The organism is Pseudomonas sp. TE12234, from assembly GCF_054061835.1.
This window is the reverse complement of the sequence record NZ_JBSSEP010000023.1, coordinates 1-18504: the sequence shown is the minus strand read 5'-3', so window position 1 is coordinate 18504 and position 18504 is coordinate 1. Positions and strand designations below refer to the sequence as shown.

17 protein-coding genes are annotated in these 18504 nt (G+C 61.5%); 5 read left to right on the top strand and 12 right to left on the bottom strand.

Features of this window, described 5'->3' with window-relative positions; genetic code table 11:
- Positions 1-90 precede the first annotated feature (90 nt).
- From ACVWYU_RS26825 to ACVWYU_RS26815, 3 genes are all read left to right on the top strand, one after another.
- Complete coding sequence (locus ACVWYU_RS26825; RefSeq protein ID WP_090320169.1) at positions 91-1581, top strand: aldehyde dehydrogenase; 1491 nt, start codon at positions 91-93, stop codon at positions 1579-1581.
- A gap of 53 nt (positions 1582-1634) precedes the next feature.
- Positions 1635-2933 (top strand): NAD(P)/FAD-dependent oxidoreductase, encoded by a 1299-nt coding sequence (locus ACVWYU_RS26820; protein WP_457374123.1) that lies wholly within the window; start codon positions 1635-1637, stop codon positions 2931-2933.
- 315 nt (positions 2934-3248) lie between these two features.
- Positions 3249-3797 (top strand): cupin domain-containing protein, encoded by a 549-nt coding sequence (locus tag ACVWYU_RS26815; protein WP_007938772.1) that lies wholly within the window; start codon positions 3249-3251, stop codon positions 3795-3797.
- A gap of 728 nt (positions 3798-4525) precedes the next feature.
- Here the strand turns inward: ACVWYU_RS26815 and ACVWYU_RS26810 are convergent.
- From ACVWYU_RS26810 to ACVWYU_RS26775, 8 genes are all read right to left on the bottom strand, one after another.
- A complete protein-coding gene (locus ACVWYU_RS26810) occupies positions 4526-4819 on the bottom strand; it encodes a fructose-bisphosphate aldolase (RefSeq protein WP_457374122.1) in 294 nt (97 codons plus the stop codon).
- Positions 4820-5433: 614 nt separating this feature from the next.
- The gene (locus ACVWYU_RS26805; RefSeq protein ID WP_457374121.1) at positions 5434-5646 is read right to left on the bottom strand and encodes a PLD nuclease N-terminal domain-containing protein; all 213 of its coding nucleotides are present in this window, start codon (positions 5644-5646) and stop codon (positions 5434-5436) included.
- A 165-nt stretch (positions 5647-5811) separates the two neighbouring features.
- Complete coding sequence (locus tag ACVWYU_RS26800; RefSeq protein ID WP_248915153.1) at positions 5812-7227, bottom strand: purine-cytosine permease family protein; 1416 nt, start codon at positions 7225-7227, stop codon at positions 5812-5814.
- Between the two features lie 286 nt (positions 7228-7513).
- The gene (argE, locus tag ACVWYU_RS26795) at positions 7514-8662 is read right to left on the bottom strand and encodes an acetylornithine deacetylase (RefSeq protein WP_457374120.1); all 1149 of its coding nucleotides are present in this window, start codon (positions 8660-8662) and stop codon (positions 7514-7516) included.
- Positions 8659-9336 carry a DUF1028 domain-containing protein gene (locus ACVWYU_RS26790; protein ID WP_457374119.1) on the bottom strand — a complete coding sequence of 226 codons (678 nt, stop codon included), beginning with the start codon at positions 9334-9336 and terminating at the stop codon, positions 8659-8661. Before ACVWYU_RS26790 ends, argE begins: the two co-directional genes overlap by 4 nt.
- Before the next feature lie 135 nt (positions 9337-9471).
- On the bottom strand, positions 9472-9888 hold the full coding sequence (locus tag ACVWYU_RS26785) for a RidA family protein (RefSeq protein WP_047528033.1): 417 nt from the start codon (positions 9886-9888) through the stop codon (positions 9472-9474).
- A 24-nt stretch (positions 9889-9912) separates the two neighbouring features.
- Positions 9913-11223: a flavin-containing monooxygenase gene (locus tag ACVWYU_RS26780; protein ID WP_457374118.1), complete on the bottom strand. Its 1311-nt coding sequence runs from the start codon at positions 11221-11223 to the stop codon at positions 9913-9915.
- Between the two features lie 242 nt (positions 11224-11465).
- On the bottom strand, positions 11466-12374 hold the full coding sequence (locus tag ACVWYU_RS26775; protein ID WP_457374117.1) for an alpha/beta fold hydrolase: 909 nt from the start codon (positions 12372-12374) through the stop codon (positions 11466-11468).
- A 311-nt stretch (positions 12375-12685) separates the two neighbouring features.
- Here ACVWYU_RS26775 and ACVWYU_RS26770 point away from each other — a divergent pair, with 311 nt between their 5' ends.
- Positions 12686-13354, top strand: coding sequence for an ATPase (locus tag ACVWYU_RS26770; protein WP_457374116.1), 669 nt, complete (start codon positions 12686-12688; stop codon positions 13352-13354).
- Between the two features lie 29 nt (positions 13355-13383).
- Here ACVWYU_RS26770 and ACVWYU_RS26765 read toward each other — a convergent pair whose 3' ends face one another.
- The 4 genes from ACVWYU_RS26765 to ACVWYU_RS26750 all read right to left on the bottom strand — a co-directional run bounded on the left by ACVWYU_RS26765 (position 13384) and on the right by ACVWYU_RS26750 (position 16710).
- Positions 13384-14730: an ATP-binding protein gene (locus ACVWYU_RS26765; protein ID WP_457374115.1), complete on the bottom strand. Its 1347-nt coding sequence runs from the start codon at positions 14728-14730 to the stop codon at positions 13384-13386.
- Complete coding sequence (locus tag ACVWYU_RS26760) at positions 14706-15371, bottom strand: response regulator (protein WP_457374114.1); 666 nt, start codon at positions 15369-15371, stop codon at positions 14706-14708. Before ACVWYU_RS26760 ends, ACVWYU_RS26765 begins: the two co-directional genes overlap by 25 nt.
- A 108-nt stretch (positions 15372-15479) precedes the next feature.
- On the bottom strand, positions 15480-15917 hold the full coding sequence (locus tag ACVWYU_RS26755) for a hypothetical protein (protein ID WP_390956479.1): 438 nt from the start codon (positions 15915-15917) through the stop codon (positions 15480-15482).
- A gap of 28 nt (positions 15918-15945) precedes the next feature.
- A complete protein-coding gene (locus ACVWYU_RS26750) occupies positions 15946-16710 on the bottom strand; it encodes a COG4705 family protein (protein WP_248915145.1) in 765 nt (254 codons plus the stop codon).
- Positions 16711-17076: 366 nt separating this feature from the next.
- Here ACVWYU_RS26750 and ACVWYU_RS26745 point away from each other — a divergent pair, with 366 nt between their 5' ends.
- Positions 17077-17865, top strand: a complete 789-nt coding sequence (locus ACVWYU_RS26745) for a DeoR/GlpR family DNA-binding transcription regulator (RefSeq protein ID WP_247257314.1) — start codon at positions 17077-17079, stop codon at positions 17863-17865.
- Positions 17866-18504 lie beyond the last annotated feature (639 nt).

The following is an 18504-nucleotide window of genomic DNA, read 5'->3' as shown; positions in this document are numbered from 1 at the left end:
CAGCGGGAGCAAGCTCCCTCGCCACAGGTTACTGACCACTCGCTCCGTCTGTTAACACGACCATCTATTCCCCTGCGTCGAGTCACAACAATGACAATTACTCGCAGCGATTGGGAGCAACGCTTCCAGTCCCTAACCATTGAAAGCCGCGCCTTCATCGACGGCCAGTATTGCGCGGCCGCCAGTGGCGCCACGTTCGAATGCATCAGCCCGGTGGACGGCCGCTTTCTGGCGAACGTCGCCAGCACCGACGAAGCCGATGCCAACGCCGCCGTCGCCGTTGCCCGCCGTACCTTCGAGTCCGGCGTCTGGTCCAGACTGGCCCCGGTCGAGCGCAAGCGCGTCCTGATCCGTTTCGCCGATCTGATCCTGGCCCACCAGGAAGAACTGGCGCTGCTCGAAACCCTCGACATGGGCAAGCCGATCAGCGACTCCATGAGCATCGACATCCCGGCGACCGCCAACGCGATCCGCTGGACCGCCGAAGCCATCGACAAGATCTACGACGAAGTCGCCGCCACGCCCCACGATCAACTCGGCCTGGTCACCCGTGAACCGGCGGGTGTGGTCGCGGCCATCGTGCCGTGGAACTTCCCGCTGATCATGGCCAGCTGGAAATTCGCCCCGGCCCTGGCGGCGGGCAACTCGTTCATCCTCAAGCCTTCGGAAAAGTCGCCATTGACGGCGATCCGCATCGCACAGCTGGCGCTGGAGGCGGGCATCCCCAAAGGCGTGTTCAACGTCCTGCCGGGCTTCGGTCACACCGTCGGCAAAGCCCTGGCGTTGCACATGGACGTCGACGTGCTGGCCTTCACCGGCTCCACGGCGATCGCCAAGCAACTGATGATCTACGCCGGGCAGAGCAACATGAAACGTGTCTGGCTGGAAGCCGGCGGCAAGAGCCCGAACGTGGTGTTTGCCGACGCACCGGACCTGCGCGCAGCCGCCCAGGCGGCCGCCAGCGGTATCGCCTTCAACCAGGGCGAAGTCTGCACCGCGGGCTCGCGCCTGCTGGTGGAGCGCTCGATCCGCGATCAGTTCATCCCGCTGTTGGTCGAAGCCCTGCAGGCCTGGAAACCGGGGCATGCACTCGACCCTGCGACCACCGTCGGCGCCGTGGTCGATCAGCGTCAACTGGACAACGTGCTGCGCTACATCGGCATCGGCCAGGAGCAGGGCGCTCAACTGATCGCCGGCGGCAGCCGCACCCTCGAAGAGACCGGTGGCCTGTATGTGGAACCGGCGATTTTCGACGGCGTGACCAACGCCATGACCATCGCCCGTGAAGAAATTTTCGGCCCGGTGCTGTCGCTGATCACCTTCGACACCGCCGAAGAAGCGCTGGCGATTGCCAACGACAGCATCTTCGGCCTGGCGGCCGGGGTCTGGACCAGCAACCTGAGCAAGGCCCACACCTTCGCCCGTGGCCTGCGCGCCGGCAGCGTCTGGGTCAACCAGTACGACGGCGGCGACATGACCGCGCCGTTCGGCGGGTTCAAGCAGTCGGGCAACGGTCGGGACAAATCGCTGCATGCGTTCGACAAGTACACCGAACTCAAAGCGACCTGGATCAAGCTCTAAGACCTTTTAAGCGGCGGTCGCCGGCACGTTGCTGGCGACCCTCGGAGAAACCTATGAAACACAGCTCTATTAATCAACAGCATGTAAACAGCTACTACGCCGCCACCCGTAACTTCACCGGCGACTTCCCGGTGCTCGAAGAATTGGTGGAGTGCGATGTCTGCGTGATCGGCGCCGGCTACACCGGCCTGTCCTCGGCGCTGTTCCTTGCCGAAGCGGGCTACAGCGTCACCGTGCTGGAAGCCGCCAAGGTCGGCTTCGGCGCCAGCGGTCGCAACGGCGGTCAACTGGTCAACTCCTACAGCCGTGATGTCGATGTCATCGAAGAGCGCTATGGCGACAGGACGGCCGAAGTCCTGGGCAGCATGATTTTCGAAGGCGCCGACATCATCCGTCAGCGCATACAGCACTACGACATCCAGTGCGACTACCGCCCGGGCGGCATCTTCGCGGCGATGAACAAGAAGCAACTCAAAGGCCTGGCCGAGCAGAAGAAAAGCTGGGAACGCTACGGCAACAAGAACCTGAAAATGCTCGACGCGGCCGACATCAAGCGCGAAGTGGGTTCCAACGCTTACGTCGGCGGCCTGCTGGACATGCAGGGCGGCCATATTCACCCGCTGAACCTGGCCCTCGGCGAGGCTTCGGCGATCATTGGCCTGGGCGGCAAGATCTTCGAACAATCGGCGGCGGTGGAAATCACCTACGGCGAACCGATCACCGTGCGCACCGCCAAAGGCGTGGTTCGTGCCAAGTACCTGCTGATCGCCGGTAACGCCTATTTGCCCCAAGGCCTGGACAACCGCGTCACCAGCAAGAGCATGCCATGCGGTTCGCAAATCGTCGTGACCGAGCCGTTGTCGGAGCAACAGGCGCGCAGCCTGATCAAGAACAACTACTGCGTCGAAGACTGCAACTACCTGCTCGACTACTACCGCCTGACCGCCGACAACCGCTTGCTCTACGGCGGTGGCGTGGTTTATGGCGCTCGCGAGCCGAATGACATCGAGCAACTGATCCGCCCGAAAATCCTCAAGACTTTCCCGCAATTGAAGGACGTGAAGATCGACTACCGCTGGACCGGCAATTTCCTGCTGACCATGTCGCGTATGCCGCAGTTCGGCCGCATCGAGAAAAACGCCTACTACATGCAGGGCTACAGTGGCCACGGCGTCACCTGTTCGCACCTGGCCGGCAAACTGATCTCGGAAATGATCCGTGGCGACGCCGAACGCTTCAACGCGTTCGCCTCGTTGCCACACATGCCAATGATCGGCGGGCGCACCTTTTCGGCGCCGCTCACCGCGATGGGTGCCGCGTATTACTCGCTGCGCGACCGTTTCGGTATCTAGGCTTTACCTCGTCGGCGACCACCCCAAAAGGTGTCGCCGGCTTTTTAATACCTGAAACACCGCCGCGCCCTGTAGGAGCCAGCTTGCTGGCGATGAGGCCATATCAGCCAAAATGGATGCCCCCTGATACACCGCCATCGCGAGCAGGCTCGCTCCTACAGGCTGTTTTTTTCCACCGTTTATCGAACCTGCTGAGCAACACCAACAAACGTGATTTAATAGCCGCCTTTCACGGTTCAGGGACAGGGGAAACGGCAGGATCTGTGCCTGTTTTCCACCCCCATTACCCTTAAGTCGTTCTTACATAAGGCTGTCATGGATACGGGTTCTCGACTCAAATTAGTACGCGAAAGCTACAAACTGTCCCAGCGCGAGCTGGCCCGGCGTAGCGGCGTCACCAATGCCACCATCTCCCTGATCGAACAGAATCGCGTCAGTCCTTCCGTCAGCTCGCTGAAAAAGCTGCTCGAAGGCATTCCCATGTCCCTGGCGGACTTCTTCACCTTCGATCAACCCCCGCGCGAGCATCAATACGTCTTCCGCGCCAACGAACAGCCAGACCTGGGCCGCCACGGCCTGCGCCTGCTGCTGATCGGCGCCTCCGTACCGAGCCGGCAGATGCGTCTGCTGCGCGAGCAATACGCACCGGGCGCCAGTTCCGGGGAAGAACCGATCGTGCACGCCGAAGGCGAAGAGTGCGGGTTGGTGACGCGGGGAACGGTTGAGTTGACGGTCGATGGGCAGGTCAGTGTGTTGAACGCCGGGGATGGCTATTACTTCCCGACAACTTTGCCCCATCGGTTCCGCAATATCGGGGCGGATGAGGCGGAGATTATCAGTGCGAATACGCCGGCGAACTTCTGATAACGGCAGGATGGTTTAGCTACGTATTCCCTTGTGAGCCGGCTTGCTGGCGATGGCGGCCTCATGGCTGGCGTGTTTTTTTCGCGTCGGCGCTGTCCCTGTGGGAGCTGGCTTGCCAGCGAAGACGGCCTTATGGCCGACCATTTTCTTCTGATGTACACGTTCCCCCTGTGGGAGCTGGCCTGCCAGCGAACGCGGTCTGACAGCCGACCATTTTCTTTCTGGTGTACACATTCCCCTGTGGGAGCTGGCTTGCCAGCGATGGCGGCCTGACAGCCGACCATGTTCTTCCTGGTGTACACATTCCCCTATGGCAGCTGGCTTGCCAGCGATGGCGGCCTGACAGCCGACCATTTTCTTTCTGACGTGCCCATTCCCCTGTGGGAGCTGGCCCGTCGGGTCGCCGCATCGCAGCGATGGCGGCCTGACAGCCGACCATTTTCTTTCTGGTGTACATATCCATTGCTGCTGTAACGGCCACCTAGGGTTCCGCCCTGACGGCGGGTCACTTGGAAAAACGGAACGCCGCCCGGCGCCAAGTAACCAAGCGCTCTTGCCCCTGTCGTTCGGTGCCTCGCTAGTGCTCGGCATGCCCTCGCTCCGGTCCTGCTCCGTGGGCCCACTGCGCAGAACCTTCGCTCGGCCTCTCGAGGGGGCGTGCACCGCAACAGCACCGCGAGGCGAGCTAACGCTCGACCTTGTTGTTGGGTGTACGCATACATTCTTGCTCACTGCCCCTTCGGCACCTCAAACCCACGCTGCTCAATCACCCGAAACACATCGCTCACATCCTGGATCATGATCCGGGCGATGTTGGTGACGGTGTTGATGTCGTTTTCGGCGTAGTCGGGGAGGCTGGTGCAGGCCATGAGGTGCAGGTATTGGAGGACGGCGTTGAGGCGTTCGCTGACGCAGTTGTGCAGTTCGCGAAGTGGAGCGTCGCTGTCGATGAGCAGTACGGGGTAGTGGGTGGCGAATTGGGACATGGGGGTGAAGCGGCGAGGCGGATTGTTCATGGTCATTAGTAGTGCTCTACGGAAGTAATTAGAGGCGCCACCTTTTCGCTGCGAATCAATTGGGTGGCAGTTGTACGCGGGTTCGCAGACCGAGAGATGACCGACACCCGGCAGACTCGAAAGTCTCCCACGCACAACCGCCATGAAATAAAACGCGGGCGGATTTTGCCAGAGTTCTCATTCGACGGTATCGGTCATCTCGTTTTAGGGCTGCGAAACCCGTCGCTGTTTGTGTCATCGACCGGGGCGAATATAGGCGCCCATTTTCATGCTCACAACCGCGCTGTAGGACGCTCTGGCGGTCGTTTTGGCAAGGCGGATAGCCACTGTCTACGGGCTTTCGCGGTATTTCGGGCAGTGCACAGGGTCTTGGGAAATCGGGGGCAGGGATTGGGGCCACTTCGTGGTCCAACGGGGGCAAGTCCCCTCGCCTCAAAAGGTAATTTCCTACAGGATTTTCGGAAGTCCAAAATCAAAAGGGCATCCGAACGCGGCCCGGGTCTCCGGCAGCTTTCCTGCGGATCAGGTGGCTTGAAACGACAAAGCCCCGAATCACCGGGGCTGTGTCTTTCAAACCGTGCAATGTCCAGAGAGTGATCGCTATGCATCCTGCATCACTCTCAAGCCTGCGATGAATGCGGATTTTGCGCCACGCGCTTGGGGCCGGCCAGTGCCCAGGCAATCAGCCCGAACAGCGGCACAAACACGATCACCACCATCCACACCCCCTTGGTACTGGATTTCCCCTCGGCTTTTCGCACCCGGTTGATCGCCCACAGCTCAATCAGCAGAAGCACGGCTGCGAATACGATCCAGATTGTTTCGATGTGCATGGGTCACCTCCTGATAGTCATTCAGTTAGGTGAGTGGTGCTGGGCAGGGTTCATTAAATTTTGCAGGGCGGGTTCGCTGGCGATGCGGTTCTGGCAATCAAATTTATTTTGACCGCCGTGGCCTCTTCGCGGGCAAGCCCGCTCCCACAGTTTTTTGGGGGGTAGTCAGATCGCGTTGGCCAGTTTCCCGTTCGAAAGGCGGCGCTTGTACGCGCTGTCACGGTTGGCCAGCCAGAAATACAGCGGCGACGTCACCAGCAAGCCCACCAGCCAGGACAGGTCCGCGCCGTTGATGTGCTCGGAAATCGGCCCGACGTACAGCGGTGTGTTCATGAACGGAATCTGCACCACGATGCCAATCGCATAGGCCAGCAACGCCTGTGGGTTGTACCGGCCATAGATGCCGCCGTCGACCTGGAAGATCGAGTTGATGTCGTACTGACCTTTGTGAATGGCGTAGAAGTCGATCAGGTTGATCGCGGTCCATGGCACCAGGACCACCAGCAGCACCAGCACCATGTCGACGAAGTGGCCGATGAAGTCTGCCGAAGCACCGACGGCGGCGAAGCAGCAGGCACCCAGGACGATCAGCGAGAGGAGGGCGCGGCTCTTGGCGGTCGGGATCCAGCGGTGGGCGAAGGTTTGCACCAGGGTGATCAGCGACAGCACGGCGCCGTACAGGTTGAGGGCGTTGTGGCTGATGACGCTGAGCAGGAACAGCACCAGCATCAGCGGGCCGATGGAGCCGGTGGCGAGTTTGACGGCGTCCATGGTGTCCATGCCCACGGGCGTTGCCAGGACCGCGACGGCGCCGAAGATGAAGGACAGGCTGGAGCCCAGCGCCGAGCCCAGGTAGGTGGTCCAGAACGTCGCGGCGACGGGCACATCCTTGGGCAGGTAGCGCGAGTAGTCGGACACGTAGGGCGCGAATGCGATCTGCCACAGCGCGGCCAGGGACACGGTGGCCAGCCAGCCGGAAATGTTGAAGCTGCCACGGGTCAGGAAGTCGGCGGTCTGCACGTGCGTCAGGATGTAGCCGAAGCCCAGCACGATGCCGATGCCCAGCACCCAGGTGCCGATACGGTTGAGCACATGGATGAAGCGGTAGCCGATGATGCCGATGATGCCCGAACCGAGGGCGCCGATGACGATGCCCACCGGCACCGGCACGCTGTCGACCACGCCGTGCAATGACTTGCCGGCAAGGACGATGTTGGAGGCGAAGAAGCCGATGTACATGATGCCGGCGATCAGCACCACCAGCAGTGCGCCGAGGGAGCCGAACTGGGCGCGGCTCTGGATCATTTGCGGGATGCCCATTTGCGGGCCCTGCGCCGAGTGCAGGGCCATCAGCACGCCGCCGACCAGATGCCCGACCAGAATGGCGACGATGCCCCACACCAGGTTCAGGTGAAACAGCTGCACGCCCAGGGCGCCGGTGACGATGGGCAACGGCGCGATGTTGCCGCCGAACCAGAGGGTGAACAGGTCCCGGACTTTGCCGTGACGGTCTTCGGGGGGCACGTAGCCGATCGTGTGTTTCTCAATGAGTGGTGCGGAGGTTGTTGTTGCGGTGACCATGACGAACTCCAGGGCAAAGATGAGTACGTGGACGTACTTCAGTGAGCGCCGCGCGAACGACGCTTTTCTTGTTGGAGTGATGATGTGCGGTGGGGCGGGATAGATAAATTAGTAAGATTGTGGGTATAGACGTTAAAAAATGTATGCCAGCCGAGGGGTGAAAAACCTGTGGGAGCGGGCTTGCCCGCGATGGCGGCCGGTCAGCCACATCATCATTGGCTGTCAGGCCCTCATCGCGGGCAAGCCCGCTCCCACAAGGGTTTTAGGGTGTTGTGATGGGTGTGATTCAACAGATCGACAGCAGCATCCTTTGCAGCATTTCATCGCAGCCGTTCAATTGCTCCAGGCTGACAAACTCATCCGGCTTATGCCCCTGCTCCATGCTGCCGGGGCCGCACACGACGGTGGGTATTCCTGCGGCATCGAATAGCCCGCCCTCGGTGCCGAAGGCAACGGTGCCGAACGCTCGGGAACCAGAAAACGCGGCGATCAGCTCGGCGGCTTCGCTGTGGGCATCGGTCGCCAGGCCGGGATACGCCGACAACTCGCTGAAGCGAATCTCGCTCTGCTCACTCACGGCACGCATGCGCGGTAATACCTGCTGCTCGGCATAGGTCTTCAATTCCTGCGCCACCTCATTCGGGTCGTGTGAGGGCAGGGCGCGGATTTCAAAATCGAAGCGGCAGTCGGCGGGGACGATGTTCAGGGCCTTGCCACCGGAAATGACGCCGGTCTGTACGGTGCTGAACGGTGGGTCGAAGCGCGCGTCGTGATGCTCGGGGGCTTTGAGCCGCTGGCCAATGCGCCCCAGTTCGCCGATCAGTTCGGCGGCGTATTCGATCGCGTTGACCCCCAGTGGCGCGTACGCCGAGTGGCAGGCTTGGCCGTGAATGTCGCAGCGCATCGCCAGTTTGCCCTTGTGGCCAAGCACCGGTTTGAGCTCGGTGGGCTCGCCAATGATGCAGAGCATCGGTTTGATCGGGCGCTGCTCCAGGGCTTTGAGCAAGGACCGTACCCCAAGGCAGCCGACTTCTTCATCGTAGGACAGCGCGATGTGCACCGGCAGCCGCAGGTCGGCCTTCACCAGCGCCGGCACCAGCGCCAGCACGCAGGCGATGTAGCCTTTCATGTCCGCCGTGCCGCGACCGTAGAGTTTGCCGTCGCGCTCGGTGAGTTCGAACGGCGCGACGGTCCACGGCTGGCCGTCCACGGGCACCACATCGGTATGCCCCGACAGCACGATGCCCGGACGATCCGCCGGGCCGAGGGTCGCGAACAGATTGGCCTTGCTGCGCTGTTCGTTGTAGATCAGCTCGCAAGGCACATCGAAGCGTGCGAGGTAGTCGCGGACAAACTCGATCAACTGCAGGTTGGATTCGCGACTCGTGGTGTCGAATGCCACCAGGGTTTGCAGCAACTCGCGGCTGCGGCTCATCGGTCGTCTCCGGCCACCCCGTAGCCCGGCGACTTGTCCGGGGCCAGGGCGCGGTCGATGTAGTCCTGAACCTGGGGGCGATAGGCGTCCCAGAGCTTTTCCAACTGACCGATCGGGTTTTCCTCGGCCCAGTCGACCCGCAGGTTGATGATCGGCCAGGTCAGTTCACCCACCACCACCATCGCCGCCGAATGCACCGGCCCGGCTTCGCCACCGGCGGCAATGGCCGCTTTCATCGCGGCGAGCAGGCGGTCGGCAAGTTGACCTTCGCCGTGTTCGAACGCCACGACCATGGCCTCGATCACCGCACGATCGGCCAGCATGTTGCCCGCCGCCACGCATTGTTCGCCCGACACTGCGTTGTGGTTACCCAGGGTTTGCGCGCCGCTGAAGTGCGCGGTGCGGCCGAGGTGGTCGATGGCCGTGACTTGCCGATACTGGCTGTAGCCATGGCGGGTCAGCACTTTATCCAGCGCCTCGGCCGGCGCGAGGCCTTGTTCCATGAGGGCGAGGACTTCCGGGCCGAGGGACGGCAGGGTGATGTTTTGCGTGGACACCGCGCCGACACCGGGCAGCAGCCAGGGGCAGCGGGCGCCGACGGCGATGCTCGAGGAACTTATCGCGATGCCGAACTGACCGGTTTCGGGGCAGCGTGCGGCGATGGAAAAGGTCATGGGTGTGCTCCTTGGTGTGCCTTGCCATGTGAGGTGTCTGGGCGGGCCCCATCGCGGGCAAGCCCGCTCCCACAGATGATGGCGATCCCTGTGGGAGCTGGCTTGCCAGCGATGGCAGCCACTCGGTAAGCCTGCTTACTCGGGAATCACCGCAATCACATCAATCTCCATCAACCACTGTGGCTGCCCCAGGGCCGACACCACCAGCCCGGTGGAAATCGGAAACACACCTTTGAGCCACTTGCCCACTTCCTGATAGACCGGCTCGCGGTAACGCGGATCGATCAGGTAGGTGGTGGTTTTCACGATGTGGCTCAGGTCGCTGCCGGCTTCTTCCAGCAACTGTTTGACGTTGCGCATGGCTTGCTCGGCTTGCGCGCGAGGGTCACCCAGGCCCACCAGGTTGCCTTCGAAATCAGTGCCGACCTGGCCGCGCACATAAACGGTGTTGCCGGCCCGGACGGCCTGGCACAGGTCGTTGTCCAGGCTCTGGTTCGGGTAGGTCTGCTTGGTGTTGAACATGCGAATACGGGTATGGGTAGGCGTGGACATTTGAAGCTCCTGACAGAAAAAGGCTTAGGCAGTGACCGTGGTTTTATGGGCGAGCGGGGCGGTTTGCGCTTCGCGTTGCTCGAGGTCACGGTATTCAAGGTATGAGCGCTGGATGGCGATCTGGTCAGCCACGTACTTCGCGTCGTGCCACACGCCCCAGATAAACGACGAACCGCGCCGCGACTGCCACGGCAGACCGAGGAAATACACCCCGGGCTCACTCGACACGCCGCGCTGGTGCTGCGGTTTGCCGTTGGCGTCGAAAGCGTTGACCTTCAACCAGCTGTAGTCGGTGGCAAAACCGGTGGCCCAGATGATCGAGGTCACGCCGGCCTCGGCCAGATCGAGCTGCAGGATCGGGTGGGTCACGCACTCCGGATCAGGGAAGGTTATCCGCGCTTCCGGTTCTTGCGGCAGGTCCAGGCCGTTGCGCTCGATGTAGGCGTCGGCGGCATCGAGCAGCGCCAGATAGTTCTCATCGCCCCGGGCCAGGTTGTCGGCCAGGTTCGGCTGGAAAGTCGCCACGCTGCCGTTGAACGATTGGGTCAGGCCGACCAGGGTCATGCCGCGATGGGCAAGCCCGCGGAAGTCCACGGTGCGCCCGCCGTGGGCGCCACTGACGGCGATGGTCACGTGCTCACGGCCCGGCTTCATCGCCGCCTGGTCCCATTCGCCCAGCACACCCAGCCACCAGCAGAAGTCACGGTTGCGGTAGGCGCGAGGCGGGCGATCGTGGGCACCGACCGAGAGGTAGACCTTTTTGCCCGCACGCTGCAATTCGTCGGCAATCTGCACCCCCGACGAGCCGGCACCGACGACCAGCACGGCACCTTCAGGCAATTGCCCAGGGTTGCGGTAGTCAGCCGAGTGGATCTGCAGCAATGGTTGATCTTTCGGTGCGATCGGCGGGATGACCGGACGCTGGAAAGGCCCGGTGGCGGCGACCACGCGGGCGGCCTCGATCACGCCTTCGGAGGTTTCGATGGTGAAGCCGGGGCGACCGACATTGCGTTCGACCTTCAGTACATCGACGCCGGTGCGGATCGGGGCGTTGAATTTTTTCGCGTAGGCTTCGAAGTAATCGGCCACTCGCTCTTTCGGGGCAAAGCTGTCAGGGCTCAGGTCGTCGAATTCAAGGCCGGGAAAGCGGTCGTGCCAGGCCGGGCCATTGGCTACCAGCGAATCCCAGCGGCCGGTGCGCCAGCGTTCGGCGATGCGGTTACGCTCCAGCACCAGGTGCGGCACACCGAGTTTGCTCAGGTGTTCGCTCATGGCCACGCCAGCCTGACCGGCACCCACAATCAGCGTATCTGTTTTTATTTTTTCAGTGGTCATCTCAATACCCTTTGAAGTTGGATTCAAACCGTATGTGGCCTGCCATCTCTTGGGGTCAAGACTAGGGATCACCCTGATATCGGTAAAATATTATTAAGCTGGCATTTGAGTATAAATAACTGATGCAGCGCCCTTGGCCCCGCAGCCTTGGGGGCGCCAGCGCTACCTGGCCTTCCAGTGCGTGCGTTCGTATTCATGGCAACTGTGCGATTCGAAGAAGTTGTGCACCTCAGCCCCGTGTTTCATTGCCCGATAAAGTCCCGAATCGCCTTGATCGTCGGCGTCGGCGCCTCTTCCATCAACCAATGCCCGGCCCCTGGCACCACCACTTCGGTGACATTGTCCGCCGCATTGCGCATCACGATCGCTTCATTATTTGCGAAGGATTTCTCCCCGCCAACGGCCAGCACCGGCATGGTCAGGCGCGTCGCCATCGACGCTTTGTTGTCGGCGTCATCCTGACGAATGCTGCGGAACTGGGCGAAGGCGGCGCGCATGTTGCCGGGGCGGGCGTAGAGTGCGGCGTAGTGCTGGCGGATCTTTTCATCGATTTTCGCCGGATCGCCCGCGAATTCGTTCCAGAAGCGGTCCAGGTAAATCCGCTCACGACCGGCAACCAGGCGTTCCATGTCCGCTCCGCCGAAGTCGAAGTGCCACAGCATCGGTGAGCGAACGATGTCGTTCCACGGTGGGATGCCCGGTACTGGCGCGTCCATCACCACCAGGCGATCAGTCTGCTGCGGGTAACGCGAGGCGTACGCGAAGGCAACCATGGTGCCGATGTCGTGGCCGATGACCACCGAGTGTTCGATGCCCAACTTCGCCAATACCCCGCGGATATCGCCTGCTTGAGTCTTTTTGTCATAGCCGCTTTCTGGAATCGACGACAAACCCATGCCACGCAAATCCGGCACCACGACCGTGTGGTCCCTGGCCAGATCGGCCGCCAGCGGTGCCCACATGTCACCCGTATCGCCAAAGCCATGCAACAGCACCACGGCCGGGCCTTTGCCGCCGACGCGCACGTGCAGGGTGACGCCATCGAGCGGGATGTCCTGGGTACGGAAGGTTTTGGGGAATGGCGTCACCGCGGCCTGTGCCGGAAGGCTTAGGGTGAGGAGTGCGAGAGCAGTCAGCAGGATGCGAAGCATGGCGCGGTCTCCAGACGTGTGGGGAATTGTCTCTGGCATAGCGTAGACCGCTTGAAAGGAATCAATAACTGAGCAGGCATCAAAAAAGACCGCTGCGATGCACGTTTTCCATCACTGAAACCTGATCACGGCCCCTTCGGCACTTCAAATCCACGCTGTTCAATGACTCTAAACATGTGAGTGACATATTGAGCCCCTGATAGCGACCATTCATTTGGTCGATACTCATCATTAAAGAATGCAAGTTCTGTTTTTCTGTCATAGGAGGAGGATAGCGTTATACCGATCTCGCCTTTGAAGGAATCAGCGCGATGAGAATCTCAACCCTGTTGGCTTTTGTCGCTGTACTCACCGGCAGCGTTGCCGCCACCGTACCGGCCGTCGCGGCCGATCAGTCCTGCCATTTCCCGCCGATCGCCGACAGCGCCTTCAGCCTGCGCAACGCGCAATCGGTGGCGGTGCTTTACAGCGAGAACACCGTCAACACCCAGCAATACCTTGAGAGCTACCACGCCGTTGCGGTCAATGGCGCGAAGAACCCGCAGATGGATCCGCAAATCGCCAAGGCGTTCGTCGACAGTTCCGATCCGCAGCGTGCACTCAACTGGCTGATGGCGTCGCTGCAGAAACAGTTCGCCTCGGTGACCGTCTATGACAACCTCGACGCCGTCGTTCAGGCGCATCCCGATGTGGTGGTGATGCTCGACACCTACAGCCGCCTGGTGTCCAAGCGCAACAACCAGGTCGAAGCACGGTTTGTCGCCAGGTTCTACGATTCGAACCTGCAATACATCGGCCAGGCCGAAGGCTCACGCGCCAAGCAAATGCCTTCGGTGTGGGTGCATGGCAAACCCGCCCCGCAGATTGCCGCACAAATCAATCAGCAGACCGAGTTGCAGGAGCATGCGCTGAAACAGTTCGATGCGTCGCTCAAGGCGCTGGTGACGACTGGCAACATGGATCACGTGGCCAGCAACTGACGGCCGGTGCATCGGCCGTCAAGGCGTGATCAGGTGCTGACGCGCAACCACAGCGACACACACAGGCCGCTTCTGGCCCGTTCATTCGTGAAACCCAATCGCACCCGCGCCCCACTGCGGTCCATGATCGCCTTGACGATCGACAATCCCAGCCCCGAGCCGGATTCATCGGTGCCCAGGCTGCGATAGAACGGGTCGAACACCCGCTCCTGTTCTTCCACTGCTATACCAGGCCCCGAGTCCCTGATCTGCAACAGGGCCTGGCCGTTGTCCATTTTCAGCGTCAGGTCTACACGGCCATGGGCCGGGGTGTAGCGGATGGCGTTGTCCACCAGGTTTTTCACCACGGCCGTCAGGTCGATTTCGTTGATGCCCACCCGTACGTCCTGTTCGATCTCGACACCGATGTCGAGGTGTTTGCGTTCGGCCAGTGGCCACAGATCTTCCAGCACGTGGCGATAGACCTCGTGCACGGAGGTTGTCGATGCCTCGCTGCTCGCAGTGGACTGTGCCTTGGCCAGGGTCAGCAACTGGTCTATCAATTGTCTGCCGCGCTCGATGCCCCGCCGCAAGGGCACCAGCCGCGCGCGGGCCGGTTCCGGCATGTCGACGGCGGCCAGTCGCTCGGCCTGCAGGGACAGGGCGGTCAGCGGCGAGCGCAGTTCGTGGGCGGCATCGGCGACGAAGCGGCGCTGGCTCTCCATGGACTGCGCGACACGGTTGAGCAGCCGATTGATCGCCACGACGAAGGGGCGGATTTCCAGGGGCAGGTGGTATTCGTCGATCGGATGCAGTTCCTGCTCATCGCGACGGTCGATTTCAGACGACAGCGTGGCGATGGGCCGGAACAGTTTGCGCACCAGGTCACTGACCACCAGCAGCAGGATGGGCAGCAGAACGAGGAATGGCAGGACACTGCGCCAGGCACTGGCACGGGCGTCCTTGTCGCGGGCGCCGGTTTCCTGGGCGACGGCGATGCGCTCGCCCCGGGCGGTGGTCTTGACCAGGACGCGAAAGGCTTCGCCGGCAATGGGCACGGTCGACAGGCCGTCGGGCAGGGTCGTGGGGAAGGGCAGCGGCGTGCCGGCATCATCGTCCCCCGAGGCTTTGCTGCCGTCGGCCAGGTACTGAAGAATGATGCGCGCCTCGTCGTCATCCGCCGCGCCATTCTCCGGGTATTGGAGAGTCATGTGCTGGCGGTCGAACAGCTTGGCCATCTGGCGCAAGGTGTCGTCCTGCATGTCGTGGGCTTCATCGAAGGCCGACACGTAGGCGAAGACCCCGGCCAGGAGGGCGACCGTCAGGATGGCCAGCGACAGCGCCACGCTCAACCGCAGCTGGACCGACTCGCCTAAACGTTTTTTGAAACCATCCATCCCATTCCCCTGACGTTTTTGATGACATGGCTTCCCAGCTTGCGGCGCAGCGCATGAATCAGGAACTCCACCGCATTGCTTTCCACTTCATTGCCCCAGCCATACAGACGGTCTTCGAGTTCGCTGCGCGACAGGATGGCCCCCGGCCGGATCAACAGCGCCTGGAGCAAGGCGAACTCGCGACTGGAGAGCAGAACGCCGGGGTTTTCTTCTGTGCTGGCTTCCTTGGAGATCAGGTCCAGGGCCACGACGCCGTTGTCGAGACGCGACAGGGCGCTGCCTCCGTGACGGCGCAGCACCGCACGCATGCGCGCCAGCAGTTCGGCCATGTCGAAGGGTTTGAGCAGGAAATCGTCAGCGCCGCCGTCGAGCCCGCGCAGGCGATCATCGAGGTTGTCCCGGGCGGTGATGATCAGCAGCGGCACAGGGTTGTTCTCGCCGCGAATACGGTCGAGCACATCGAGGCCGTCCTTGCCGGGCAGACCAAGGTCCAGCAACACCAGATCGTAGTGCTGGGTGTGCAACGCGGCCAGGGCCAGAAGGCCGTTCTTGACCCAGTCGGCGGCGTAACTGGCATCCGTGAGGGCGCTCTGGATCGCGTCGCCGATCATCGGGTCATCTTCAACCAGCAGTATCCGCATGTTCCCTCCGCCAAAAAAAGACGCGACGGTGTCGGCCGTCGCGCCTGTATTGAAACACCTGCGCCCGGAATTGTCCGCTGCGCCCTCAGCGCCGGTCGCCGCCATCGGTCATGGGGTGGCTTTCATGGCGTCGAAGGCCTTGAGCAGGTCATCCATGGCGATTTTGCAGTCACTCTGGACCGGGCTGCTCTCGCGCAGCGCAGACAGGGCGCGGTCGATGGCCTTGTCGACCACATGCCAGTCGCTGGCGGCACGGGGCTTGATGCCGGCTTCGGCTTCGTCCCAGGAGGTTTCCAGGTCCTTGATCCGCGCTTTCGCCGCAGGCAGGTCACTTTTGTCGACCAGCCCGGCGACGTCGGCGGCAATGCTGCGGAACGCGGACAAGTCGCCCAGTCTGGACCCCGCGTTGACCGGGTTGCTGACCGCGCCTGAAGGGGCTGCGGCATTGGGTTTGTCCGCCGGTTTCGAGCAGCCGGTTGCGATGCCGAGCAAGGCAATGGCGCCAACAATGGCAAGGTGGCGGATGGCGTTTTGAACGTGGCGCATGACGGTTCCCTGAATGGCTTTTGAAGAATTACTGAGTGATGTGCTTGCGGTTGCCGACGCTCATTTGCGCGACGGCCACCAGAATGACGATGACGCACAGGAACAGCGCGCTGGTCCAGGTCGCGCCCATGCCCATGCCGCCGTAGGTTTTGGCTTGCGTCAGCAGGTCACCGAGGGACGCGCCGAAGGGGCGGGTCAGGATGTAGGCGATCCAGAAGGTCAGCACGACATTGCCGCCCAGGCGCCAGGCGACGAGGGTCGCGGCAATCAATACACCGAATATCACCGCGCCAAGGGTGAAGCCCAGGCCCAATGCTTCAGTGGCCAGGTCGCCCGCCGCGGTGCCCAGGGCAAAGGTGCAGAGCACGGTCGCCCAATAGAACAACTCGCGCCGTGGCGTGACGATTTCGCGGATGGAGAGGTTGTGTTCGGTCCGGTACCAGACCAGGAAATTGACCGCCAGCAGTACGGAAAAGACCGCCGTGCTGGTGTACAGGCTCACGTCCAGCATGTCGGTGAGGATGTCGGTGATCTGCGTGCCGACGATGCTCACCAACACAACGGTGAGCCAGTAGATCCAGGGGGTGTAGGCTTTGGTGCGCAGTTGGCAGGTCAGCGCGATGGCCAGCAGGGCCGCCATGCCGATACTGGTCCAGCCCGCCCCCAGGCCGGCGTTGACGGCCAGAAAGTCGGCGCCGGTTTCACCGACCGTGGTGGACATGATCTTGATGACCCAAAATGACAGCGTCACTTCGGGCACCTTGTTGAGCCAGCCGGCGGGTGTCGGGTTCATGTCGATCGATTCTCCTGGGCAGCGCTGTTAGTTGCGCAAGAGAAAGGCTACCGACTGAAACTTAGCTGGGACTGAGCAAGGGCAAGATCGAGCAAGGCCGGGCGTTTTGAATCAGGCGTGGCCCAGCGCAATGGCAAACGAGACCACGATCATGCAGGCGAAGGCGAAATTGAGATTCATGAGATGTCCATCCGGTGCTTTTTGTGATGGCGCTCATCTTGAACAGGTCACGCGCAAATAAAAAATTCGCCTTCGTGATTTGAAAGATCGAAACAATTGATGATTGGCCTCGCCCGGTTTGTGTTTCTGGCGCCGTTTGACTAATCTCGCACAAACACGCATATCAGCGCATAAACAGGCAAAAACATGCACGATCAGCATTCCGCGGCCGAACTCCCGCATCTGCGCCGGCAGAAAATCCTCTTGATCCTAGAACGTGACGGTAAGGTCATGGCCTCCGGGTTGAGCCAGCACTTCGCCGTGTCGGAAGACACCATCCGCCGCGATCTCGCAGAGCTGGACAACGCCGGCCTGGTTCAGCGGGTACACGGCGGCGCGTTGCCGCGACCCAAGGACACGGGCAAGGATTACTTCACCCGCATCAGCGAAACCGATGAGGTGAAAACCCGACTGGCGCAGCTCGCCGCCCAAAGGGTGGAGGACGGTCAGATCGTGATGTTCGATTCGGGCACGACCACGCTGCAGATTGCGCGCTCGTTGCCCTCGGACATTTCCATCACCGCCATCACGACTTCACCGATGACCGCCATCAGCCTGGCTGAATACAAAGGCATCAAGGTCATTCTCGCGGGTGGGCAACTCAACCTGGCGACCCTGTCCGTCAGCGGCCACGAGACCCTTCGCTTGCTGCAGGGAATCAAGGCTGACCTGTTGTTCACCGGGGTCTGCGCGATTCATCCCGAGGTGGGCATCAGCTCGCTGCATTTCGACGAGGTGCCGGTGAAACAGGCCCTGATCGACAGCGCCTCGCGGGTGATCGCGGTGACCACAGCGGACAAACTCGGGGCGGTGGAGCCATTCGTGGTGGCGCCCTGTTCACGGGTGCACACCTTGATCACCGAACGCCATGTGGCGACGGGCAATATCGAGGATTACCGCAAGCTGGGCATCGAGGTGGTGCAGGTAGAGGTTTGAGCGGCAATGCATTGAATGACTGAAGAACATTATTTGATTGTGTGAGCGATCCAAAAACCTGTGGGAGCGGGCTTGCCCGCGATAGCGGATTGGCAGGCACTTCAAAGGCGCCTGTCAGGCCGTCATCGCTGGCAAGCCAGCTCCCACAAGTCCGATGGTATTACTTGATTGTGTGAACGATCCAAAAAACTGTGGGAGCGGGCTTGCCCGCGATAGCGGATTGGCAGTCACATCAAAGGCGCCTGTCAGGCCGTCATCGCTGGCAAGCCAGCTACCACAACTCCGAAGGCATTACTTGATTGTGTGAACGATGCAAAAACCTGTGGGAGCGGGCTTGCCCGCGATAGCGGTCTGCCGGTCACATCAAAGGCGCCTGTCAGGCCGTCATCGCTGGCAAGCCAGCTCCCACAAGTCCGAAGGCATTACTTGATTGTGTGAACGATCCAAAAACCTGTAGGAGCGAGCCTGCTCGCGATAGCGGTCTGACAGTCACATCAAAGGCGCCTGTCAGGCCGTCATCGCTGGCAAGCCAGCTCCCACAAGGCCGAAGGCATTACTTGATTGTGTGAACGATCCAAAAACCTGTGGGAGCGGGCTTGCCCGCGAGAGTGGATTGGCAGGCACTTCAAAGGCGCCTGT